Below are 22,500 nucleotides of genomic sequence, written 5' to 3'. Positions count from 1 at the left end.
GTTATCTTTTACATATCAAAAAACGTAATCATTGTATACAATAAAACTAGATCAACAATTTGTATGGAGTGATAAAGATGGAAGCGTTTATTAGAAGTGATCAATATAATTTTATAAAATCACAAGCTTATATTTTAGCAAACGGGCATGCAACGGCAAATGATAGAGGTGTAATTCAAGCGTTAAAATCGCTTGCGATTGAAAAGATAATACATGTATTTGAGAATTTAACGGATGAACAGAAAGAGTTAATTGATACGGTATTAACAGTTCAAAATAGAGAAGATGCAGAATCATTTTTAATGAAAATAAATCCGTATGTAATTCCGTTTCAAGAAGTTACAGCACAAACATTAAAAAAGTTATTTCCTAAGGCGAAAAAGTTAAAACTTCCTGATATGGAAGAAATGGATATGAAAGAAATATCTTATTTAAGCTGGATTGATAAGGGATCAAGCAGGAAATTTATTATAGCGAAAAATGATAAAAATAAATTTGTTGGTCTGCAAGGAACGTTCCAAAGTTTAAATAAAAAAAGCATTTGTTCATTATGTCATGGGCATGAAGAAGTAGGAATGTTTTTAGTTGAAATTAAAGGCGATGTACCAGGAACTTTCGTTAAAAAGGGAAACTACATTTGCAAAGATGGTGTAGCTTGCAATCAGAATATGAAATCGCTAGATAAATTGAACGATTTTATTGACCGCTTGAAGAAATAACGAGAAAACCTCTAGTATTTAAACTGGAGGTTTTTATTTTTTAAAGAAGTAAAATAAACTTTCTTTGTAAATGTAGATTTATAATGAAATTTGATAAAAATATCTATTATGATACAGTTGCTTATATGCAAGGAGGTAAAACATGGATTACCTTTTATCGAAAGAAAAAGTGAAGCGATGGCCCAAAGATATGATAGCGGCGGGGCGTTGTCATACTGTTGGCCTTAAATCGGATGGCACGGTAGTCGCGGTAGGTAATAATGAATTTGGCCAATGCGATGTAGGTAGCTGGCGCGACATTCGGTTGCCTGGCAAATAGTCAATTTACAATAAATGATTAGTAATATTATTCTATTTTAGGAGTAATTATGGAATAGGATATGTAGAAAATAATTAAACTTAAATCTACTGAATAAGAATCTCTTTTGAAAAGGGATTCTTATTATTTTTCATAAAATGAGGGTCTAAATGGAATTTTTGAACAAACTATATTTCAAAATTACAGTAGAAGATATAAATAAAGTATAGAGGAGATAAAGAAATGCTTAAAAAGTTTTTGCTTTCTTTACCGGATGTTTTACTTATATGTATCGTTCTTTACATAACGTACACAAATTCTTTTAGTTTTGGACAGATGTTAGTAATTTCAATTGCAATCGGAATTATTGGTGGTCTTGTTATAAGGATTGGTAAGGATGTATTTATGTATATAAGGTGGACAATGAAACAGAGGAAATCTTGAATACGTTGTATTGCTATTAGGAGGAGATGAAATGACTAAGAAAAAGAGTAGAGTGAAAAATGAAGTAGCGCTTTGGGCATTAACAGCGGTTGTTCTCATCATTGTATGGTACTTTTATCAAAAATAAAAACGCATCGTATTAAAAAAGCACGATGCGTTTTTATTATTTTTTTTGCCAATTTTCTTTAATAAAGTCTTCACGACCAGATTCCTTTTGCTCAGTAGCATATTTCTCTGGATTCTTTTTATAGAAATGTTGGTGGTATTCCTCTGCTGCGTAAAAAGGTGCAGCAGGACGAATTTCAGTCACGATTGGATCTTTAAACATACCGCTTTCTGTAAGAGCTTGTTTTGATTTTTCAGCAAGCCCTTTTTGTGTTTCGTTATGATAAAAAATAGCGGTACGATAAGATGGACCACGGTCAAAAAATTGTCCGCCATCATCAGTTGGATCGATTTGTGGCCAATATAAGTCTAGTAATTTCTGATAAGGAAAAATAGAAGGATCGAATGTAATTTGAACAACTTCTAAATGTCCAGATGTTCCAGCTTTTACTTGTTCATATGTTGGGTTTTCTACATGACCTCCTGCATAGCCAGAAAGTACTTTATGAATACCAGGAAGTTCATCAAATGGTTTTACCATGCACCAAAAGCAACCGCCTGCGAAGGTTGCGAGTTCGTATGTTTTTTCGGACATTGCTGTAATCCTCCTAAATGTATATGTTTTATATAGTATTATATAAATTGTTTTATTGCGCAATAAAAAAGATTTGAAAATATATGTTTTTTATAAACAAGATCCTCCGCTCACATCAATTAATTGTCCAGTTACCCAGCGGCTGTCTGGAGAAGCAAGGAATGCAGCAGTATCGGCAATGTCTTCTACTTCACCTAAGCGATTGAAAGCGGAAATAGTAGTAGCGTACTGCTTCATCATCGGGTCGCTCAAGAGTTCTGCATTCATATCTGTTTTAATAAATCCTGGAAGTATTGCATTCACCGTTATTCCTCGTGCTCCAAGCTGTTTTGCTAGCGTAAAAGTCATTGTATTAATAGCGCCTTTCGTCATACTATATGCAACAAAATCAGGTAAAGAAATGCGGGTGGCAGCGGATGAAATATTAATAATTCGGCTATTGTCACGTAAACGTGGCAGTGCTTGTTGAATGATAAAGAATGGTGCTTTTGCATTTACTGAAAACATTCTATCAAAAAATTGTTCAGTCGTTTCTTCAATAAAAGCACCAGGACCAATGCCAGCATTGTTTATTAAAATATCAAATTGTGTTTCACCAGTGCGCTTTTGTAATTCAGTATCTAAAGCGTTATAAAGGTTTTCTACACCGTGTAAGGATTCTAAATTTGCGCCGATAGAAAAAGCTTGGCCACCATCTGATCGAATTTCATGAACAGTTTCTTCAGCGTCATCTTTTCGATTACCGTAATGAACAGCAACCAATGCACCGTCATTTGCTAAACGTTTAGCGATCGCTCGTCCAATTCCTCGGCTTGCTCCTGTAACTAACGCTACTTTCCCTTTTAACATAGTTTCCTCATCTCCTCATAAACTTTATAAGTTTTTCTTTATGTAGTAATGCAAACATACTTAAGTAATATATGAGTGTATGTAAGTAATGCATTCCAATTTTGATTTGAGAAAAAATAAATAGAATGAATTTTGATTTTTTTGAGAAAACATGTTGACAACGAAAAGAACAACGTCCTATAATACGTGTAACAAATAAAAGTTAATTAAGAATTTTCTAACTTTATATGTTGTATATGCAAAGAAGAGGAAAGTAGATGATTATGATCGTTTCAGAGAGCTACTCCAAGGCTGTGAGGGTAGTAACAATCGAATCATTGAAGATCACCTCGGAGCATCGCTTGCGAAAGGGAAACTGAGTAGAGGGCGGCGGCATCGTCTCCGGTAAAAGGACGGAGGTCTGATTGGACCTACAAAGCTTATATTTCGTGAGAAGTATAAGGAAGCTGAGTGGTAACGCGAAACTCTCGCCTCAGCAATCAAAGCTACTAAATTGTAGTAGTTGATTGCTGAGGCGAGAGTTTTTATTTTTAAAAATAGAAGAAGAGAATGCGTAGAAGAGGAGAGTAAATGATAAAGATTGTTTCAGAGAGCTGCCCCGAGGCTGTGAGGGTGGTAACAATTCACTCATTGAAAATCACCTTGGAGCACTACTTTTGAAAACTAGTAAAAAGTAGCGGGGTTGTTCCCGATAGAAAAACAAAAGTCTAATTGGACTTGCAGAGCTTATATTTCGTGAGAAGTATAAGGAAGCTGAGTGGTACCACGATTCCCTCGTCTCAGCAATGGATTGCTACAAGTATGTAAGTAATCGATTGTTGAGACGAGTATATTTTTAAGATTTATATACTGAATATTCTGTTAAAATTACTCATCTCAGCAATCGATGTAGAAATAGATTGCAAAAATAGAGAAAAAAGAGGAGCGATGTGAGATGGGAAACCAGTACATTTACATGAATGGGGAATTTGTAGAAAAAGAAAAGGCAGTTGTTTCAGTGTATGATCACGGTTTTTTATACGGAGACGGTGTATTTGAAGGGATTCGTAGTTACGGAGGAAATGTATTTTGTTTAAAAGAACATGTGAAACGATTGTATGAATCAGCGAAATCTATTTTACTAACAATTCCAATGACGGTAGAAGAAATGGAAGAAGCAGTTTTACATACACTCCAAAAAAATGAATACGCTGATGCTTATATTCGCTTAATTGTCTCAAGAGGAAAAGGTGACTTAGGACTCGATCCGAGAAGTTGTGTGAAGCCGAGCGTAATTATCATTACAGAACAATTAAAGTTATTCCCACAAGAATTTTATGATAATGGGCTAAGCGTTGTATCTGTTGCATCAAGACGTAATACGCCAGACGCGTTAGATCCACGTATTAAGTCAATGAATTATTTAAATAACGTACTTGTAAAAATTGAGGCGGCACAAGCAGGAGTGTTAGAGGCTCTTATGTTAAATCAACAAGGATATGTTTGTGAAGGTTCTGGCGATAATGTTTTCGTTGTGAAAGATGGAAAAGTATTAACCCCGCCATCCTATTTAGGGGCATTAGAAGGTATTACGAGAAATAGTGTTATCGAGCTATGTGAACGACTGAGTATTCCGTGTGAGGAAAGACCATTCACTCGCCATGACGTATATGTAGCGGATGAAGTATTTTTAACAGGAACAGCAGCGGAGTTAATTCCAGTTGTAAAAGTTGATTCGAGAGAAATTGGAGATGGGAAACCAGGAAGTGTAACGAAACAATTGACCGAAGAATTTAAAAAATTAACGAGAGAAAGAGGAGTACGTGTTCCCGGGCTGACGGAAAGCTTAGCATAAATAAGGAGAGGAGTTAATTGAAATGAAGCAGCAGTATACAGCGTATGAGAAGTTACAGTGTGAAGAAATGACAGGCGCTGGGCACGTGATTCAAGGTTTGAAGAAATTGGGTGTAACGACCGTTTTCGGCTATCCAGGCGGAGCGATTTTACCAGTATACGATGCGTTATACGAAAGTGGTTTGAAACATGTTTTAACTCGTCATGAACAAGCTGCCATTCATGCGGCTGAAGGATATGCGAGAGCTTCTGGGAAGGTCGGGGTAGTCTTTGCTACCTCTGGCCCAGGGGCGACAAATTTAGTTACGGGCTTAGCAGACGCTTATATGGATTCGATTCCTTTAGTTGTCATTACCGGCCAAGTTGCAACGCCTTTAATTGGTAAAGATGGATTTCAAGAAGCGGATGTTGTCGGAATTACAGTACCTGTTACGAAGCATAATTACCAAGTTCGTGATGTAAATCATGTATCACGAATTGTGCAAGAAGCTTTTTACATCGCCAAAAGCGGACGACCGGGACCAGTATTAATCGATATTCCAAAAGATGTTCAAAATGCAAAAGTCACCAGTTTCTTTAATGAAGAAGTTGATATTCCGGGGTACAAACCAGAACTTGTACCAGACAGCATGAAACTTAGAGAGGTGGCTAAAGCAATTTCAAAATCAAAGCGTCCACTTCTTTATATTGGAGGAGGTGTCATTCATTCAGGTGGATCCGATGAACTCTTCGAATTCGCAAGGGAGAACCGTATTCCAGTCGTTTCAACTTTAATGGGACTTGGTGCATATCCACCGGGAGATCCATTGTTTCTAGGGATGCTTGGTATGCATGGGACATACGCTGCTAATATGGCGGTAACAGAATGTGATTTACTACTTGCATTAGGTGTTCGCTTCGATGATCGTGTAACAGGGAAATTAGAACTTTTTTCTCCGCACTCGAAAAAAGTACATATTGATATTGATCCTTCTGAGTTTCATAAAAATGTAACTGTAGAGCATCCGATTGTTGGTGATGTGAAAAAAGCGTTACACATGTTGTTACATATGTCTATTTATACACAAACAGATGAATGGCTTCAGAAAGTAAAGGCATGGAAAGAAGAATATCCACTTTCTTATAAGCAAAAAGAATCTGAGTTAAAACCACAGCATGTGATCAACTTAGTAAGTGAATTAACGAATGGTGAAGCGATTGTCACAACAGAAGTAGGACAGCATCAAATGTGGGCTGCTCACTTCTATAAAGCAAGAAAACCTCGGACGTTCCTTACCTCTGGAGGATTAGGAACAATGGGGTTTGGGTTCCCAGCGGCAATTGGTGCTCAGCTTGCAAAAGAAGAAGAACTCGTCGTTTGTATTGCAGGTGATGCTTCTTTTCAAATGAACATTCAAGAACTACAAACAATTGCTGAAAATAACATCCCTGTAAAAGTATTTATTATAAATAACAGATTTTTAGGGATGGTAAGGCAATGGCAAGAAATGTTTTATGAAAATCGTTTATCAGAGTCAAAAATTGGCTCACCAGATTTTGTGAAAGTGGCAGAAGCTTATGGAGTGAAGGGATTAAGGGCGACAAATTCAACAGAGGCGAAACAAGTGGTGTTAGAAGCATTTGCTCACGAAGGTCCTGTCGTAGTTGATTTTTGTGTAGAAGAAGGTGAAAACGTATTTCCGATGGTTCCGCCAAACAAAGGGAATAACGAAATGATTATGAAGAGGTGGGAAGAATGAGTCATACTTTTTCACTCGTTATTCATAACGAGCCAAGTGTCTTATTACGTATAAGTGGAATTTTTGCTCGGCGTGGCTATTATATTTCTTCTTTACATTTAAACGAAAGAGATACGAGTGGCGTTTCTGAAATGAAACTCACAGCAGTTTGTACTGAAAATGAAGCGACATTACTTGTTAGTCAGTTGAAAAAATTAATTGATGTACTGCAAGTAAATAAATTATAAGGGGTGTATGGAGTATGAAAACGTATTATGAGAAAGATGCAAATGTAGAGTTATTACAAGGGAAAACAGTTGCGGTAATTGGTTATGGATCTCAAGGGCATGCGCAGGCACAAAATTTACGTGATTCAGGTGTGGAAGTTGTAGTTGGTGTTAGACCTGGTAAATCGTATGAAGTAGCAAAAGCAGATGGATTTGAAGTAATGTCTGTTTCAGAAGCGGTTCGAACCGCACAAGTTGTACAAATGTTATTGCCAGATGAACAGCAAGCACATGTATATAAATCAGAAGTAGAAGAGAATCTCCGTGAAGGACAAATGTTACTTTTCTCACATGGATTTAACATTCACTTCGGCCAAATTAATCCGCCAAGTTACGTAGATGTAGCAATGGTTGCGCCAAAAAGTCCAGGTCATCTCGTTCGCCGTGTATATCAAGAAGGAAATGGTGTTCCGGCATTAGTCGCAGTGCATCAAGATGCGACGGGAACAGTGCTACATGTAGCATTAGCGTATGCAAAAGGTGTAGGTTGTACACGTGCGGGTGTAATTGAAACGACATTCCAAGAAGAAACCGAAACGGATTTATTCGGTGAGCAAGCTGTACTTTGCGGCGGGGTAACTGCACTTGTGAAGGCCGGGTTCGAAACGTTAACGGAAGGTGGATATCGTCCTGAAATTGCATACTTTGAATGTTTGCATGAATTAAAGCTAATTGTTGACTTAATGTACGAAGGTGGATTAACGAATATGCGCCATTCTATTTCAGATACGGCAGAATTTGGAGATTATGTAACAGGATCGAGAATTGTTACAGATGAAACGAAGAAGGAAATGAAGCGTGTTCTGACAGAAATTCAGCAAGGTGAATTTGCGAAGAAATGGATTTTAGAAAATCAAGCAGGGCGTCCGACGTATAACGCAATGAAAAAAGCAGAACAAAATCATCAATTAGAAAAAGTGGGGGCAGAGCTTCGTGAAATGATGAGTTGGATTCATGCACCGAAAGAATTAGTAAAGAAATAGAGTGAGAGAGTATAAATGAAAAATATGTAAGAGGGGATTTGACAAGATGAGAAGTGACATGATTAAAAAAGGTTTTGATAAAGCGCCGCACCGTAGTTTATTAAAAGCAACTGGTTTGAAAGATGAAGATTTTGATAAACCTTTCATAGCGATTTGTAATTCTTTTATTGAAATTATTCCAGGGCATAAACACTTGAACGAGTTTGGGAAACTTGTAAAAGAGGCAGTTCGTGCGGCGGGTATGGTACCATTTGAATTCAATACAATTGGAGTTGACGATGGTATTGCGATGGGACATATCGGTATGCGTTATTCTCTTCCGAGTCGTGAAATAATTGCAGATTCAGTAGAAACGGTTGTAAATGCACACTGGTTTGACGGCATGATTTGTATTCCAAACTGTGACAAAATTACACCAGGTATGATGATGGCTGCACTACGTATTAATATTCCGACTGTGTTTGTTTCAGGCGGCCCAATGGCAGCAGGAAAAACATCTAAAGGAGAAGTTGTTGATCTGAGTTCCGTTTTTGAAGGAGTAGGAGCTTATCAATCTGGGAAAATTTCAGAAGAAGAATTAAAAGATATTGAAGATCATGGCTGTCCATCTTGTGGCTCTTGTTCGGGTATGTTTACCGCGAACTCTATGAATTGTTTATGTGAAGTGTTAGGTTTAGCTCTTCCTGGTAACGGGAGTATTTTAGCAATTGATCCAAGACGTGAAGAGTTAATTAAACAAGCAGCAGAGAAATTGAAAATTTTAATTGAAAGAGATATTAAACCAAGAGACATTGTAACGGAAGAAGCAATTGATGATGCGTTTGCGCTTGATATGGCGATGGGCGGTTCAACAAATACAGTGTTGCATACATTGGCGCTCGCGCAAGAGGCTGGATTAGATTACGATATGAACCGTATTGATGCCGTTTCAAGACGTGTACCACATTTATGTAAAGTAAGCCCTGCTTCCAATTGGCATATGGAAGATATTGATCGTGCGGGCGGGATTAGTGCAATTTTGAAAGAGATGAGCCGGAAAGAAGGAGTACTTCATCTTGATCGAATAACTGCTACGGGGCAAACATTAAGAGAAAATATTGCTGAGGCAGAGATTAAAGATAAGGAAGTTATTCACTCTCTTGAAAACCCTCATAGTGAGGAAGGAGGATTGCGTATATTAAAAGGCAACCTTGCGAAAGATGGAGCGGTTATTAAAAGCGGTGCAACAGAGGTAAAGCGTTTTGAAGGACCTTGCGTTATTTTTAATTCACAAGATGAGGCACTTGCTGGCATTATGCTTGGGAAAGTGAAAAAAGGAGATGTAGTTGTCATTCGTTATGAAGGACCAAGAGGTGGCCCTGGTATGCCAGAAATGTTAGCACCAACATCAGCAATTGCTGGAATGGGATTAGGTGCTGAGGTTGCATTATTAACGGATGGACGTTTCTCTGGAGCTTCACGTGGAATTTCAGTAGGACATATTTCACCAGAAGCAGCAGCTGGTGGAACGATCGCACTTCTTGAACAAGGGGATATTGTATGTATTGATGTTGAAGAACGCTTGCTAGAAGTAAGAGTGAGTGATGAGGAATTAGATAAGCGTAAAAAAGAATGGAAACGACCAGAACCGAAAGTGAAAACTGGCTGGCTTGGACGTTATGCACAAATGGTAACATCGGCGAATACAGGGGCTGTTCTGAAAATCCCACATTTTGATTGAGCCAATTTAAAAAAGATAAGGATGATATATAATGGTGCAAAAGGTAAAGGAGAGAGTGAAAATTGAAGATATCTTAATGGCTCATAATTGCATGAAAGATATCGTTATTAAAACACCGTTACAACGTGATACAGTTTTATCTGAGAAATATGATTGTGACGTTTATGTAAAACGAGAAGATTTACAATTAATTCGCTCTTTCAAAATTCGTGGTGCATACAATTTGATTCAAAGTTTACCGAAAGAAAAGTTACAAAACGGTGTTGTTTGTGCAAGTGCTGGTAATCATGCGCAAGGAGTTGCTTATACATGTAATTTATTGAAGATTCCGTCGAAAATATTTATGCCCACAACAACACCGAAACAAAAAGTATCACAAGTACAATTTTTCGGTGGTGATTTCGCAGAGATTGTATTAGTTGGTGATACATTCGATAGCTCTTTCCAAGAAGCACAGTGTTATTGTGAAGAAAATAGAATGACATTTGTTCATCCGTTTGATGATCCGTATGTAGTTGCTGGTCAAGGGACAGTGGCAGTTGAAATTATGCATGATATGGAGAAACCGGTTGATTATATCTTTACGGCAATCGGCGGTGGTGGATTAGCATCAGGTGTTGGTACATATGTAAAAGGTGTTAGTCCTACTACAAAGGTTATTGGTGTAGAACCGATGGGAGCTGCCTCTATGAAAGAGGCTTTTCTTCAAAATGATAATGTCGCATTAGAGAAAATAGATAGTTTTGTTGATGGGGCAGCGGTTAAAAAGGTAGGAAAGTTAACTTTTGAAACTTGTAAAGATGTAATTGATGACATCGTTTTAGTACCAGAGGGGAAAGTTTGTACGACGATTTTAGAACTGTATAAGAAAAATGCGATTGTAGCTGAACCGGCTGGTGCACTCTCTATTGCAGCACTTGATTTATACAGTGATGAAATAAAAGGTAAAACAGTTGTATGTACGCTAAGTGGTGGAAATAATGACATTGATAGAATGCAAGAAATGAAAGAACGATCTCTCATTTATGAAGGGTTAAAGCATTATTTCATCATTGAATTCCCACAGCGTTCAGGCGCGTTAAGAGAATTTCTTGATAAAGGATTAGGGCCAGAAGATGATATTACTCGTTTTGAGTATATTAAGAAACATAATAAGGAAAATGGTCCAGCATTAGTCGGAGTAGAGTTAAAACATAAAGAAGATTATGAGCAATTAATTACTCGCTTTAAAGAAAATAATATTCAATTTATGGAGCTTAATAAAAACCCTGTTTTGTTTGATTTGCTTATTTAATAGAAGGGAAGAATAAGCATCTAAATAAAAAAGATAGATACAAGCGAGGAAATATAGTGCTTGTTCTATCTTTTTTATAGTTAAACTAGATACTCATTAAATTCAAGAAGAATAAAGCTAGTTAACCAAAAAAATATCGCAATGCGAATAATTACATACATAGTAAATTCAAAGGTAGTAAGTTTTCGTTCGCGTTTTATTTTTTTTTAGAAATCTAACAGAAAAAACTGAACATAAAAGTAGAACGGCTATAGACATTTTATAAATATTTTCTAACAAACTTACATTTTCTAATAAGTTTTTCAGCATGTTTATCACCTATTCTATAAAGTAGATTACAGAGAAATAGATCTTGAGCTGTCTAGTTTCGTTTATTTTTTATTTTCCCTGTATCATCAATTTCTACATCAGTTGAAATTGTTTGTAAATATTGAAGAGCTTTTTTCTTTTCTTCCTCATTTACAGGGGAAACTTGGTTGTTGCGAATGATATAAGGATTGAATGACATTTGGACATCCTTTCCTTTAAAAGTTAAAGTTAATACGCCAGTTTCGGCGCTTTTTCCATTCACATAACTTGGGAATAAAAAGTTACCTAATGAGTAAGCGATAGGAACTTTATTATAATACTCAAACCCTTGTAACCAATGTGGATGGCTTCCGACAATCGCGTTAGCTCCTGCTTCAACCATTTTAGGTACATATTGCTTTTGGTATTCTACCGGACGGTTTGATTTTTCAACGCCCCAATGCATATAGACGATTAAATAGTCTGCATCTTGTTTTTGTTCTTTAATTGTTTTTGTTACAAGATTTAAATCATAGCCATTCGCAACGCCAGGTTTATTCTCACCAGCTACCCAATTAGAATCAGGCATAAATCGAACGAAGGAAAGAAATTTAAACTTTTTCCCTTTTACGGTCATTTCTCGTGCAGTATATGCATCTTTTGCATTTTTTCCGGCTCCAATGTAAGGGAACTTTAATTTTTCTACGTGAGAAATCGTATCTAATAATCCATCTTGCCCATAATCAAGTGTGTGGTTATTTCCAATATTTACGATGTCATATCCAGTGTTTTTAATAGCTTGTAGTGTAGATGGATCACTTTTAATCCAAAACAGTTGCCCAGGTGCTTTCTTTTCTTTCGTTGTAAATGCCGATTCTAAATTCACAAAAGAAATATCAGCTTTTTTTATTTCTTCTTTTACATGTTGGAATGGGTAATCAGCCCCATTCTTTTCGATTATAGGACGTAATTGCCAATCAAACATTGTATCACCAGAGAAGGTGAGTGTGATTTCTTTGTCTTCTATTTTCTTTTCGCTTTTTGAAGCGGTTTTACTAGATTTGTTTTGCAAATCGGGTTTGTCTTTTGCTTTTGAAATAAAAGAGTAATTGATTAATAAAACAATCGGTGTAATGAAAAAGGCTATTAACAAAAATCGTTTTAGTAAAGTTTTCATATATACCTTCCCTTTTAATATTATCCCGCAATTAAATTAACACTGAATCTATTAAAGGTAATTAAAGTTACAAAAAAACAGCGGGTTATGTAGCGGAAAACATTTGTTAATATTCTCAATATTAAGTTAACATATAGATAACCTGTAAATCAATGTATAAACCAAAATATAGAAATAAAGAATTCGAAGGGTGAAGAATGAGAAATGGTTATATTAGGAGCAGTTGTAAATGGGATTTGTATTATATTTGGTACTTTACTTGGTAAATTATTTAGTAGGATTCCAGAAAGTATGAAAGGGACGATAATGCACGCAATCGGTTTAGCGGTTACTGTGCTTGGGCTTCAAATGGCATTAAAAAGTGAAAACTTTCTTGTTGTCATACTGAGTTTAGTGATTGGTACGGTAATTGGAGAATGGTTACAATTAGAAGAAAAGTTAAAACATTTAGGGGATTGGCTAGAAAATAAAGTTGGATCGAAGGGGAAAGGAAGCATATCAGAAGGTTTTGTAACAGCTACTTTAATTTTTGCAATTGGTGCGATGGGGATACTTGGTGCACTTGACAGTGGGATTCGCGGAAATCATAATATTTTATTTACCAAGGCAATTATCGATGGATTTATTTCTATTATATTAACGACAACTCTAGGAATTGGCGTAGTATTTTCGGCGATTCCAGTTGTTTTATATGAAGGTGGTATTGCAGTTTTTGCAACACAAATTAATAGTTTTGTCCCAAAAGAATTAATGAACCAATTTATAGTGGAGATGACGGCTACGGGCGGCATTATGATATCTGCTATCGGATTAAACTTACTCGGATTTATTAAAATTAAAGTGGCAAATTTACTTCCAGGTATATTAGTAGTGGGTGTAATTGTTTCAATTATTTATGGTTACGGTTTGTTAGTAAATTAGTAGAGGGTGGAAACACATATGGAGGAATTTCAATTTACAAAACGTGTGCATAAAATATTGGAGATTGCAGCAGAAGAGAGTGAGTATAACATAATTCACCCGGTCCATCTGTTTATAGGTATGTGTAAAGAAGGTACAGAAGTTTGCGCTGAGTTATATATGTATTTGTTTCATAAAGTCGGTCCAGATTTTTTAGAAAAACTTTCGTTACGAAAACGATTCGATTTACATAATCAAGAGTATAAAAAAATAGGGCAATATAAACTATCTTATAAGGCGATAGAAATTTTACAAATAGCGAAGAAACGTATGGAACGCTTTCAGCAAGTAGTAATCAATGAAGGACATATTATGTATGCGTTATTTCGTGTAGATACAGATATTGGCGAATTTATACATACACAAATGCAAGAAGATATATTACGTATTACAGCTGCACCGAGAGACTTAGCGGTTGATTTAAATAGTTTTAAACCTACTTATAACACATTATTTTGTCATGTAAGAAGAGCTAGTCCTTCTGATTTTGATAAGTTATCACGATTTGTGGCGGCTGAATTTTGTAAACGGTGGTTACAGTCGGTTGATTACGGATTTCGGACATATAATGAAAAGTTACCTATCTATATTGCACAGCAGGAGGAAGTAATAGTTGGTTTCGCCTGTTACGATGTAGTGAGAGGAAAGAAAGGATTGTTTGGTCCAATGGGCATAGCGAAACAAAATCGTGTGAAAGGTGTAGGAAAAGAATTATTGTATCATTGTTTATATAATATGAAGCAAGATGGATATGAATATGCGATTATTGGACAAGCAGGTCCCATTGAGTTTTACGAGAGAAATTGTAATGCTCGTTTAATACCGATAGATAATAAGTAACCAACTTCATATAGAGGAGTTGGTTTTATTATGAAAATGATGTAGAGATGTAGTGGTTTTTACTAGAAAATAGCGGGTTTTGTAGTAAATCTTGCATAAAAAGCAAATTACTAAACTTTTTACAAGAAAGGGTGTAGAATGGGTATCTAAAGAAAGAAGGTGTGAAAATGGCCAGCTGGAAACGAAATTTAATGATTTGTTGGCTAGGTTGTTTTACCACTGCAGCCGGTATGAGTTTAGTAATTCCTTTCTTATCTTTTTATATTGAGGAATTAGGAGTAACTGGCACTTCAAGTATTGCACAGTGGTCGGGACTTGCATTTGGTGTAACATTTTTAATGGGTGCGATCGTATCGCCAATATGGGGAAAGCTTGGTGATATACATGGACGGAAACTGATGCTTATTCGTGCTAGCCTCGGTATGGCAATTATTATGACGCTTATGGGGTTTGTAACGGATGTATATCAATTAGTCGCACTAAGATTTTTAATGGGAGCAGTATCTGGTTTCCTTTCAACCGCAATGACATTTATTGCAGCAGAAACTCCGAAAGAACATTCAGGTTGGGCAATTTCTACAATTTCAACTGGTGGCGTGAGCGGTTCTTTACTTGGTCCATTACTTGGTGGATATTTGTCTGAGTTAATTGGAATGCGTCATGTCTTTCTTGTTACAGGAGCTTTTTTATTCCTTTCCTTTCTCATCGTTTTTTTCTTCTTGCATGAAGAAAATCACTCTGCTCAAGCAAAAAAAACACAGCCGAAAAAAGTATGGACGATGGTCCCAGCGAAGCATTTAATTATTAGTTTATTTGTAACAACATTTATTATTCAACTTGCTAATATGTCAGTTCAACCAATTGTTACATTGTACGTGAAAAATTTAGTAGGTCCTCATACTGCACATATTGAAACAATTGCGGGAGCAGTTATGTCAGCAACAGGATTAGCCGTTATTTTGGCAGCACCAAGACTAGGAAGATTATCAGATCATATCGGTCCTCAAAAAACGTTAGTTGTAGCGTTATTTGCTGCAGGAATTATTTTTATCCCGCAAGCATTTGTAACCTCAGCTTGGCAACTATTAATTCTTCGATTTTTATTAGGTATCGCACAAGCAGGATTATTACCTTCCGTACAAACTCTACTAAAACAACATACACCAACCCATGTTACGGGACGGATATTTGGATATAATCAATCATTTCAGTTTTTAGGAAATATGATTGGTCCAGTGCTCGGGGGACAAATTGCAGCACATGCAGGCTTCCAATATGTTTTCCTCTCTACATCATCACTATTATTTATTGCGTGTATCTGGGTTTATTTTCATAATAAGAACGAAGAGGTATCAGAGAAACGACATTTGGAAGTTAGTTAACTAAGTGAATGAAAAAGAAAAAGGATGAAGCAGCATGTGCTTCATCCTTTTCTTTAAAATCGAAGACAAAGATAACTTAATGTACCAAGCTCGTAACTACGGTGAATGACTTCACCGCTATTTTCACCACTTCCCATAGCGATAAATAAAGGAACAAAATGTTCTGCTCTTGGTACTGCTAATTGTGCATGAGGAGCATTTTTCTCCCAATTAAACAATGCATCTTTATCGTTATGCTGCATATGTTTAATAATCCAATCATCAAATTCAATTGCCCATTTTTCAGGTGTAGTTTGATTCCATTTCAAAGCTCGTAAGTTATGGACGGTAACACCACTCCCGATTACTAAAATATCTTCTTGTCCGAGTCCTTTAAGTGCTTCTCCAATTTTAAATTGTTCTTTTGCAGAAAGGAATGGATTGACTGATATTTGCACGACAGGAATATTTGCTTCTGGATATATGCGGTGCAGGAGTGTCCATGAACCATGATCTAAACCTCTCGTCATATTATGATGGACTGAAATACCTTTGTTCTTAAATTTTGTTTCTAACATAGATGCAATGCTAGAAGAGCCTTTCGCACGATATTTGATTTCGTATAACTCAGGGGGAAAACCTCCAAAATCATAAATTGTTTCATACTCGTTATCTGATGAGGAAATCGTTAATACTTCACTTTCCCAGTGAGCAGTGAAAATAACAATTGCTTTCGGTTTATATGTTTCTCCAAGTGTTTTTAAAAATCGTGTATAGTCTGTATCTTGAATAGCGAGCATAGGCGAACCATGTGCTAAAAATAATGATGGCATCATAATAGTAGAAACCTCCTAAAAATTATATAGTTACTTTATGTAAGTAACTATATAATTTTATTTTCGGTTCGTCAACATAATAGTTATTGAGCTAATTGGAAAAGTGAGTCATTTGTCATAATGAAGGCAATTGCATATAATACATAGTAAGAAAAATGAATCGATATTCATTTTTAAAGATACATAATAGAGTTGGGAGCTGACGAAATGAACGTACAGGAAAGTTTCGTTACGGCATTGGATGGATCAGAAATTTATTTACGCAAGTGGTTGCCAGAAGGTAAACCGAAAGGGATTATTCAAATTGCACATGGTATGACAGAACATGCAGGTGTTTATACAGACTTTATTGCTGCGTTATTAGAAGCAGGGTATGGTGTTTATGCACATGATCATAAAGGTCATGGGAAAACAGTGAAAAGAGAAGAAGATTATGGTCATTTTAAACCAAATGTAGGTTGGAATGAGGCTGTGTCTGATGTTATTTTTGTATCAGAAACGGTAAGAAAAGAGCAGACATGCCCGTTATTTTTACTTGGCCATAGTATGGGTTCTTTTTTATCAAGACGTGCTGTACAACTTAGAGGCGAATTATATGATGGATTTCTGATTTCAGGAACAGGTGGAAATCCAGGGCTTTTAGGAGTTATTGGTCATAAAGTAGCAACAATCGAAATGAAGTTGCGCGGGGCAAAAACGAAAAGTCCAATGTTAAACTTTTTATCTTTCGGAAACTTCAATTCGAACTTTAAGCCAAATCGTACAAAATTTGATTGGTTATCTTCAGATAATAATCAAGTTGATAAATATATTGCGGATCCGTTATGTGGTTTCATTTGTACGACGAGTTTTTACCGAGAATTATTTTCTGGTGTATTAGAAGTAAATAAACTAGAAGAATACAAGAAGACGCCAAAGAATCTTCCAATACATATATTCTCTGGTGATCGTGATCCTGTTGGCGATATGGGGAAAGGTGTAAAAGAAGTATATGAAAACTATAAAAAATGTGGTGTGAAAGACGTGACACTACGTTTATATGAAAATGGTAGACATGAAATGTTTCATGAAGTAAATAAGGATGAAGTATTTAAAGATTTAATTTCGTGGTTAGATGCGCATAATAAATGAGAAAGATAATCCCAAACTGTTTGTAGTTTGAGATTATTTATTTTACAGAAATACGGGCAATAAATTCTTAAATTTACTTTACTTAATAAAAAATAAATCTTATTCTAGAGTCGTTAAAAAAATAAAGAAATATTGTATGAGAGGAAACCTCACTTTTCTGAAGTGAGGTTTTTTGTAGTAACGAAGTAATAGTGAATAAAACTAATTTTAAAAATAATTTAAAATCAAACTATTTATAAAGAAACAGATGCCTGTTCATAATAGTAGTATAATAGTGAATGAGGTGTTAATAGAATGGAAGATAGAACATTAGGTTTATTACTAGATGTTGTTGGTGAATTATTTTCAGATGAAATTTCAATTGCTGTTTCGAATACGAAAGAATATATTTACTATCGGCCAAGTAAACGAATTGATTTAAAGATTAGCGCTGGGGATCCTATAAAGGAAGGAACGATTGCTCATAAAGCGATGGTGATGAATCAAAAAACATCTGAGTTTATGAATCGGGATGTTTTTGGTATTCCTTATCATGGAATGGCTGTACCATTTTCAAACAATGGAAAGCTTGAAGGGTGCGTAACGGCAATTTATCCAGCTTTAACGGATGGAAAGTCAGTCGTTACTTTAAAAACAACAGATGGCTGGATTCCAGTTCCTTTTTCAAAGGTTATGTATTTAGAGGCTAAAGATAAAAAGACGTATGTGAATTCAGAAGAGTTATCAGGAACACATAAATACTCTCTGCAAGAATTCGAATACTTGCTTCCTAAAGATTCATTTATTAGATGTCACCGTTCGTTTATTGTAAATGTTAATCATATTAAAGCGATTTATCCTGATACCCATTCTACTTTTGTACTTTCGATGGATAATGGTGAGAGAGTACCAGTTAGTCAATCATACGCTAGTTATTTCCGTAAGCTTCTAGGATTCTAAATTTTTCTGCTTTAGAACCTAAATTTGCTGTTCTGTCTGAATTTTCGTTATTGTATACTAAAATCCCTATTTTGATAGTGTAAATGTGTAAAATAATTATGAATATTCAATGAGAGAGGGATTACATATGGAGAATAATTTAGATAGAATCAGAGATCAACGTCTAAAAGATCGGGTAGTTACACCTGAAGAAGCAGCTTCCTGGATTCAAAGTGGAATGACTTTAGGCTTAAGTGGGTTTACACGTGCAGGTGATGTAAAAGCAGTCCCATTTGCGCTTGTAAACCGAGTTAAGAATGATGAATCTTTTAAAGTAAATGTTTATACTGGGGCTTCTTTAGGCTCGGATGTAGACAAATTATTTGCTGAGGCAGGAATTTTAGGGAAAAGATTACCTTTCCAAGCTGACGCGACGATGCGAAAAGGAATTAATAACGGAGACTTTTTATTTGTGGATCAACACTTATCTCATACAGCAGAGTTACTCCGCGCTGACGTTCTGGATATAGATTTCGCTATTTTGGAAGCGGTTGCGATTACAGAGGACGGAATGATTATTCCAACCACTTCAATTGGAAATTCCTTAGCGTTTTCCTTAAATGCTAAGTCTATTATTATTGAAATGAATATGGCTCAATCCACGCAATTAGAGGGACTACATGATCTATATGAACCAGGTAAACAAGGGGAGAGGCTTCCAATTCCGCTTGTGAAAACAGATGACCGAATTGGAACAATCGGTATTCCAATTGATCCTGAAAAAGTAAAGGGAATTGTGTTTACGAATCAATTGGATTCGCCATCGACAATTGTTCCTCCGGATGAAGAAACGGTCATTATGGCACAGCATTTAATAGAATTCCTTCGAGAAGAAGTTAAAATAGGGCGATTAACAAATCGTTTAGCGCCGTTACAATCAGGAATTGGTTCAGTTGCTAACGCAGTATTGCATGGAATGTTAGATTCAGAATTTGAAGATTTAGAAGTGTATTCTGAAGTTTTACAAGATGCAGTTTTTGATCTTATGGATGCTGGAAAAGTCAATTTTGCTTCTTGTTGTTCTATCACGCTTTCTGAAGAGAAAATGCAACAAGTATTTTCTAACTTTGAAAAATATCGTGACAAATTAATGATGCGTCCGCAAGAGATTTCCAATCATCCTGAAATCATTCGTCGCCTTGGATTAATCTCAATTAATACTGCATTAGAATTAGATATATACGGAAATGTTAACTCTACTCACGTTTTAGGTACAAAAATGATGAATGGAATTGGTGGGTCTGGTGATTTTGCAAGAAATGCACGCCTAGCTATCTTTGTTACTAAATCGATTGCGAAAGGTGGTAACATTTCAAGTATTGTTCCTTTCGTTTCTCATGTAGACCATACTGAACATGATGTAGATGTTATTGTTACTGAACAGGGGTATGCCGACTTAAGGGGACTTGCGCCAAGAGAAAGAGTGGAACTTATTATTGAGAATTGCGCACATCCAATGTATCGTGATCAACTACGTGCTTATTACGAAGAAGCAAAAACAAGAGGTGGACAAACTCCTCATATTTTAGAAAAAGCTTTTTCTTGGCATACGAATTATGCTAAAAATGGAACAATGCTTGAAGCGGTAGTAGAAACTGTATAGGTTTGTATCGTACGAAATAGTAAAACGAATGAGTGAGTTTGAAGATTAAATTTTAGAAAAAGAGAACACCAACTTTTAGGGATGGTGTTCTTTTTCTTTAAAAAAATTGTACTGGTTATAATAAAGATTTATAAAAATAACCTCTAATTTATGAAAAAAAAGGTTTTTTGAAGTGCTTTCCGAATCAATTTAGTAGTTTACATATCGAAGGTGAGGAGAAAGAATCATGAAGATAAGAGAAGCGTTATTAAGTGAAGCAAATGAATTAAGTGAATTCGCACTACAATCAAAAGCAACGTGGGATTATAGTGAAGAATTCATACTTGCTTGTAAGGAAGATTTAACAATTACAGAAGAATACATAAAAAATAATTTTGTATATGTTTTAGAAAACGATAATGCGAAGATTGGTTTTTTCTCATTTTTACGTAATGATAAAGCTCTCGATTTCTTGTACATTCATCCTGATTACAAAGGAAAAGGTTACGGGAAAATACTTTGGGAGTACGTAATAGAAAAAGCCAATGAACTAGGATTAAAAAGTTTTACGATTGATAGTGATCCGAATGCAAAAGGATATTACTTGAAAATGGGGGCACAGTTAATAGGAGAGACACCATCAACTGTCTTTAAGGGTCGTGTACTGCCTCTTTTGAAATATGATGTGTAAAACTATTAATAGTAGGGGAAGATTAGAATGGATGATGTAAAGGAAAAAAGAATATATGAAGCACTAATAAAATCGTGGTCGATTGAAACGAGTTCAAAGTGGACAATTGAAAACCCAGCAAAGGGACAGTGTGGTGTAACGGCTCTAGTCGTTCAAGACATATATGGAGGAGAAATTAAAAAGACAAAAGTAAGAGAGGTATGGCACTTTTATAACTTTATAGATGGGCAGAGATTTGATTTTACAGAGACTCAATTCAATGGGAAATTGAATTATATGGATGTGGAATCAAATCGGAAAGAAGCATTTGCAGATACAAATGAAAAACAATATAGCATTTTGAAGGAAAAAGTAACGAAAGAATTCAAATTATCTTTTGACTCTTAATCTTTAATAAGTTACTATAATGGTGGTAACTTATTAAAGGGAACTTCATAGAGTTGAAAGGGGAAATACTTTTGAAAACAACTTATGTAAACGCTACAATTGTAACGATGAATGAACAAAACGAAGTGATAGAAAATGGATATATCATTGTAGAAAATGATCAAATTATAGATGTAAAGAGCGGAGAATTCGCTAATGATTTTGAAGTAGATGAAGTAATTGATATGAAAGGAAAGTGGGTTTTACCAGGGCTTGTAAATACACATACACACGTTGTAATGAGTCTCCTAAGAGGTATTGGCGATGATATGTTATTACAGCCGTGGCTTGAGACGAGAATTTGGCCACTGGAAAGTCAATTTACTCCCCAAATTGCGGTCGCTAGTACGGAATTAGGATTACTTGAGATGGTGAAAAGTGGTACAACATCATTCTCTGACATGTTTAATCCAATTGGAGTAGATCAAGACGCAATTATGGAAACGGTATCAAGGAGCGGGATGCGAGCTGCTGTTTCAAGGACTTTATTTAGCTTCGGAACGAAAGACGATGAAAAGAAAGCGATTGAAGAAGCTGAGAAATATGTGAAGCGTTACTATAACGAAAGTGGCATGTTAACTACGATGGTTGCACCACATAGTCCATATACATGTAGTACAGAATTGTTAGAAGAGTGCGCACGGATTGCAGTAGAGAATCAAACGATGGTTCATATCCATCTTTCTGAAACAGAGCGTGAAGTACGTGATATTGAAGCACAATATGGAAAACGTCCAGTAGAATATGCAGCGAGCTGCGGATTGTTTAAACGACCAACAGTTATTGCACACGGTGTAGTATTAAATGAAGATGAGCGTGCATTTTTAGCAGAAAATGACGTTCGAGTAGCTCATAATCCGAATAGTAATTTAAAACTAGGTTCTGGTATAGCGAATGTAAAAGCGATGCTAGAAGCAGGAATAAAAGTAGGAATTGCAACAGATAGTGTTGCATCTAACAATAATTTAGATATGTTTGAAGAAATGCGCATAGCGACTTTACTACAAAAAGGTATTCACCAAGATGCAACAGCTTTACCAGTTGAAACAGCTCTTACACTTGCGACAAAAGGAGCTGCTGAAGTAATCGGGATGAAACAAACAGGATCACTTGAGATTGGAAAATGTGCTGATTTCATTACAATTGATCCGTCTAATAAGCCTCATTTACAACCAGCGGATGAAGTGTTATCACACCTTGTATATGCTGCTAGTGGAAAAGATATAAGCGATGTAATTATTAACGGAAAACGTGTCGTTTGGAATGGCGAATGTAAAACGTTAGATGAAGAGCGTATTATATTTGAAGCAAGTCGTTATAAACGAGGTTTGCAAAGATAACTAATTATGTGGCAGTTGAAAAAGCTATCCTTTTAAAAGGATAGC

The 22,500-nt window shown here is 35.9% G+C and carries 21 protein-coding genes, 2 pseudogenes and 1 other annotated feature; of the genes and pseudogenes, 18 read left to right on the top strand and 5 right to left on the bottom strand.

The features are described from left to right. Positions 1 to 77 precede the first annotated feature (77 nt). The 3 genes and pseudogenes from ACK1U5_RS09615 to ACK1U5_RS09605 all read left to right on the top strand — a co-directional run bounded on the left by ACK1U5_RS09615 (position 78) and on the right by ACK1U5_RS09605 (position 1,461). Positions 78 to 719: a FusB/FusC family EF-G-binding protein gene (locus ACK1U5_RS09615; protein WP_000387073.1), complete on the top strand. Its 642-nt coding sequence runs from the start codon at positions 78 to 80 to the stop codon at positions 717 to 719. Between the two features lie 142 nt (positions 720 to 861). Next, positions 862 to 1,020, top strand: a pseudogene (locus tag ACK1U5_RS09610) (RCC1-like domain-containing protein); the annotation flags it as partial. 240 nt (positions 1,021 to 1,260) lie between these two features. Further along, entirely contained in the window at positions 1,261 to 1,461 is a 201-nt protein-coding gene (locus ACK1U5_RS09605; protein WP_000913386.1) for a hypothetical protein, read from the top strand. A 163-nt stretch (positions 1,462 to 1,624) separates the two neighbouring features. Here ACK1U5_RS09605 and msrA read toward each other — a convergent pair whose 3' ends face one another. Further along, positions 1,625 to 2,161, bottom strand: a complete 537-nt coding sequence (gene msrA, locus ACK1U5_RS09600; RefSeq protein WP_001291887.1) for a peptide-methionine (S)-S-oxide reductase MsrA — start codon at positions 2,159 to 2,161, stop codon at positions 1,625 to 1,627. A gap of 90 nt (positions 2,162 to 2,251) precedes the next feature. Next, positions 2,252 to 3,010: an SDR family oxidoreductase gene (locus tag ACK1U5_RS09595; protein WP_000911808.1), complete on the bottom strand. Its 759-nt coding sequence runs from the start codon at positions 3,008 to 3,010 to the stop codon at positions 2,252 to 2,254. Between the two features lie 545 nt (positions 3,011 to 3,555). After that, positions 3,556 to 3,795: a binding site (T-box leader), on the top strand. A 149-nt stretch (positions 3,796 to 3,944) separates the two neighbouring features. Here ACK1U5_RS09595 and ilvE point away from each other — a divergent pair. From ilvE to ilvA, 6 genes are read left to right on the top strand one after another with little or no spacing between them, the layout of a single operon-like run. Next, complete coding sequence (ilvE, locus tag ACK1U5_RS09590; protein ID WP_069605012.1) at positions 3,945 to 4,844, top strand: branched-chain-amino-acid transaminase; 900 nt, start codon at positions 3,945 to 3,947, stop codon at positions 4,842 to 4,844. A gap of 22 nt (positions 4,845 to 4,866) precedes the next feature. Further along, entirely contained in the window at positions 4,867 to 6,582 is a 1,716-nt protein-coding gene (gene ilvB, locus ACK1U5_RS09585; RefSeq protein WP_000813474.1) for an acetolactate synthase large subunit, read from the top strand. Beyond that, on the top strand, positions 6,579 to 6,809 hold the full coding sequence (locus ACK1U5_RS09580) for an ACT domain-containing protein (RefSeq protein ID WP_000019916.1): 231 nt from the start codon (positions 6,579 to 6,581) through the stop codon (positions 6,807 to 6,809). Before ilvB ends, ACK1U5_RS09580 begins: the two co-directional genes overlap by 4 nt. A 14-nt stretch (positions 6,810 to 6,823) precedes the next feature. Beyond that, positions 6,824 to 7,831 carry a ketol-acid reductoisomerase gene (ilvC, locus tag ACK1U5_RS09575; RefSeq protein ID WP_069605014.1) on the top strand — a complete coding sequence of 336 codons (1,008 nt, stop codon included), beginning with the start codon at positions 6,824 to 6,826 and terminating at the stop codon, positions 7,829 to 7,831. Positions 7,832 to 7,877: 46 nt separating this feature from the next. Beyond that, on the top strand, positions 7,878 to 9,551 hold the full coding sequence (gene ilvD / locus ACK1U5_RS09570) for a dihydroxy-acid dehydratase (RefSeq protein ID WP_001255817.1): 1,674 nt from the start codon (positions 7,878 to 7,880) through the stop codon (positions 9,549 to 9,551). Positions 9,552 to 9,582: 31 nt separating this feature from the next. Beyond that, positions 9,583 to 10,845: a threonine ammonia-lyase IlvA gene (gene ilvA / locus ACK1U5_RS09565; protein WP_000250325.1), complete on the top strand. Its 1,263-nt coding sequence runs from the start codon at positions 9,583 to 9,585 to the stop codon at positions 10,843 to 10,845. Positions 10,846 to 10,925: 80 nt separating this feature from the next. Here the strand turns inward: ilvA and ACK1U5_RS09560 are convergent. After that, positions 10,926 to 11,154 (bottom strand): annotated as a pseudogene (locus ACK1U5_RS09560) (hypothetical protein). Between the two features lie 52 nt (positions 11,155 to 11,206). After that, positions 11,207 to 12,310, bottom strand: a complete 1,104-nt coding sequence (locus tag ACK1U5_RS09555) for a CapA family protein (RefSeq protein ID WP_044584344.1) — start codon at positions 12,308 to 12,310, stop codon at positions 11,207 to 11,209. Positions 12,311 to 12,514: 204 nt separating this feature from the next. On the opposite strand from ACK1U5_RS09555, the gene ACK1U5_RS09550 reads away from it, so the two are divergent. The 3 genes from ACK1U5_RS09550 (at position 12,515) to ACK1U5_RS09540 (ending at position 15,492) form a co-directional block, all read left to right on the top strand. After that, complete coding sequence (locus ACK1U5_RS09550) at positions 12,515 to 13,231, top strand: DUF554 domain-containing protein (protein WP_000236035.1); 717 nt, start codon at positions 12,515 to 12,517, stop codon at positions 13,229 to 13,231. Positions 13,232 to 13,249: 18 nt separating this feature from the next. Beyond that, a complete protein-coding gene (locus ACK1U5_RS09545; protein WP_069605015.1) occupies positions 13,250 to 14,110 on the top strand; it encodes a GNAT family N-acetyltransferase in 861 nt (286 codons plus the stop codon). Between the two features lie 167 nt (positions 14,111 to 14,277). Continuing rightward, positions 14,278 to 15,492, top strand: coding sequence for a multidrug efflux MFS transporter (locus ACK1U5_RS09540; RefSeq protein WP_000179303.1), 1,215 nt, complete (start codon positions 14,278 to 14,280; stop codon positions 15,490 to 15,492). A 53-nt stretch (positions 15,493 to 15,545) separates the two neighbouring features. Here the strand turns inward: ACK1U5_RS09540 and ACK1U5_RS09535 are convergent, their stop codons facing one another. Further along, positions 15,546 to 16,307, bottom strand: a complete 762-nt coding sequence (locus ACK1U5_RS09535; RefSeq protein WP_025966212.1) for a DODA-type extradiol aromatic ring-opening family dioxygenase — start codon at positions 16,305 to 16,307, stop codon at positions 15,546 to 15,548. Positions 16,308 to 16,514: 207 nt separating this feature from the next. Between ACK1U5_RS09535 and ACK1U5_RS09530 the strand changes: the two genes are divergently transcribed. From ACK1U5_RS09530 to ACK1U5_RS09505, 6 genes are all read left to right on the top strand, one after another. Beyond that, entirely contained in the window at positions 16,515 to 17,438 is a 924-nt protein-coding gene (locus tag ACK1U5_RS09530; protein ID WP_025966213.1) for an alpha/beta hydrolase, read from the top strand. A 294-nt stretch (positions 17,439 to 17,732) separates the two neighbouring features. Continuing rightward, positions 17,733 to 18,377, top strand: a complete 645-nt coding sequence (locus tag ACK1U5_RS09525) for a LytTR family DNA-binding domain-containing protein (protein WP_000390207.1) — start codon at positions 17,733 to 17,735, stop codon at positions 18,375 to 18,377. 127 nt (positions 18,378 to 18,504) lie between these two features. After that, positions 18,505 to 20,019: an acetyl-CoA hydrolase/transferase family protein gene (locus ACK1U5_RS09520; protein WP_000429821.1), complete on the top strand. Its 1,515-nt coding sequence runs from the start codon at positions 18,505 to 18,507 to the stop codon at positions 20,017 to 20,019. Positions 20,020 to 20,245: 226 nt separating this feature from the next. Further along, the gene (locus tag ACK1U5_RS09515) at positions 20,246 to 20,689 is read left to right on the top strand and encodes a GNAT family N-acetyltransferase (RefSeq protein WP_000701894.1); all 444 of its coding nucleotides are present in this window, start codon (positions 20,246 to 20,248) and stop codon (positions 20,687 to 20,689) included. A 27-nt stretch (positions 20,690 to 20,716) separates the two neighbouring features. Further along, a complete protein-coding gene (locus tag ACK1U5_RS09510) occupies positions 20,717 to 21,076 on the top strand; it encodes a YunG family protein (protein WP_000342912.1) in 360 nt (119 codons plus the stop codon). A gap of 53 nt (positions 21,077 to 21,129) precedes the next feature. Further along, the gene (locus tag ACK1U5_RS09505) at positions 21,130 to 22,455 is read left to right on the top strand and encodes a bifunctional S-methyl-5'-thioadenosine deaminase/S-adenosylhomocysteine deaminase (protein ID WP_002004854.1); all 1,326 of its coding nucleotides are present in this window, start codon (positions 21,130 to 21,132) and stop codon (positions 22,453 to 22,455) included. The last annotated feature ends 45 nt before the right edge of the window (positions 22,456 to 22,500 follow it).

Source organism: Bacillus sp. XB1 (genome assembly GCF_053557995.1).
The sequence above is the reverse complement of the archived record's forward strand: the minus strand, read 5'-3'. Positions and strand labels throughout refer to the sequence as shown.

Excerpts from the sequence above, each read along its gene's own strand:
- ilvD (WP_001255817.1), top strand. The coding sequence starts at position 7,878 with ATGAGAAGTGACATGATTAAAAAAGGTTTTGATAAAGCGCCGCACCGT.
- ilvA (WP_000250325.1), top strand. The coding sequence starts at position 9,583 with ATGGTGCAAAAGGTAAAGGAGAGAGTGAAAATTGAAGATATCTTAATG.
- msrA (WP_001291887.1), bottom strand. The coding sequence starts at position 2,161 with ATGTCCGAAAAAACATACGAACTCGCAACCTTCGCAGGCGGTTGCTTT.
- ACK1U5_RS09555 (WP_044584344.1), bottom strand. The coding sequence starts at position 12,310 with ATGAAAACTTTACTAAAACGATTTTTGTTAATAGCCTTTTTCATTACA.
- ACK1U5_RS09580 (WP_000019916.1), top strand. The coding sequence starts at position 6,579 with ATGAGTCATACTTTTTCACTCGTTATTCATAACGAGCCAAGTGTCTTA.
- ACK1U5_RS09615 (WP_000387073.1), top strand. The coding sequence starts at position 78 with ATGGAAGCGTTTATTAGAAGTGATCAATATAATTTTATAAAATCACAA.
- ACK1U5_RS09525 (WP_000390207.1), top strand. The coding sequence starts at position 17,733 with ATGGAAGATAGAACATTAGGTTTATTACTAGATGTTGTTGGTGAATTA.
- ACK1U5_RS09595 (WP_000911808.1), bottom strand. The coding sequence starts at position 3,010 with ATGTTAAAAGGGAAAGTAGCGTTAGTTACAGGAGCAAGCCGAGGAATT.
- ACK1U5_RS09535 (WP_025966212.1), bottom strand. The coding sequence starts at position 16,307 with ATGATGCCATCATTATTTTTAGCACATGGTTCGCCTATGCTCGCTATT.
- ACK1U5_RS09545 (WP_069605015.1), top strand. The coding sequence starts at position 13,250 with ATGGAGGAATTTCAATTTACAAAACGTGTGCATAAAATATTGGAGATT.
- ilvC (WP_069605014.1), top strand. The coding sequence starts at position 6,824 with ATGAAAACGTATTATGAGAAAGATGCAAATGTAGAGTTATTACAAGGG.
- ACK1U5_RS09530 (WP_025966213.1), top strand. The coding sequence starts at position 16,515 with ATGAACGTACAGGAAAGTTTCGTTACGGCATTGGATGGATCAGAAATT.
- ACK1U5_RS09550 (WP_000236035.1), top strand. The coding sequence starts at position 12,515 with ATGGTTATATTAGGAGCAGTTGTAAATGGGATTTGTATTATATTTGGT.
- ACK1U5_RS09520 (WP_000429821.1), top strand. The coding sequence starts at position 18,505 with ATGGAGAATAATTTAGATAGAATCAGAGATCAACGTCTAAAAGATCGG.
- ilvB (WP_000813474.1), top strand. The coding sequence starts at position 4,867 with ATGAAGCAGCAGTATACAGCGTATGAGAAGTTACAGTGTGAAGAAATG.
- ACK1U5_RS09605 (WP_000913386.1), top strand. The coding sequence starts at position 1,261 with ATGCTTAAAAAGTTTTTGCTTTCTTTACCGGATGTTTTACTTATATGT.
- ACK1U5_RS09540 (WP_000179303.1), top strand. The coding sequence starts at position 14,278 with ATGGCCAGCTGGAAACGAAATTTAATGATTTGTTGGCTAGGTTGTTTT.
- ACK1U5_RS09510 (WP_000342912.1), top strand. The coding sequence starts at position 20,717 with ATGGATGATGTAAAGGAAAAAAGAATATATGAAGCACTAATAAAATCG.
- ACK1U5_RS09515 (WP_000701894.1), top strand. The coding sequence starts at position 20,246 with ATGAAGATAAGAGAAGCGTTATTAAGTGAAGCAAATGAATTAAGTGAA.
- ilvE (WP_069605012.1), top strand. The coding sequence starts at position 3,945 with ATGGGAAACCAGTACATTTACATGAATGGGGAATTTGTAGAAAAAGAA.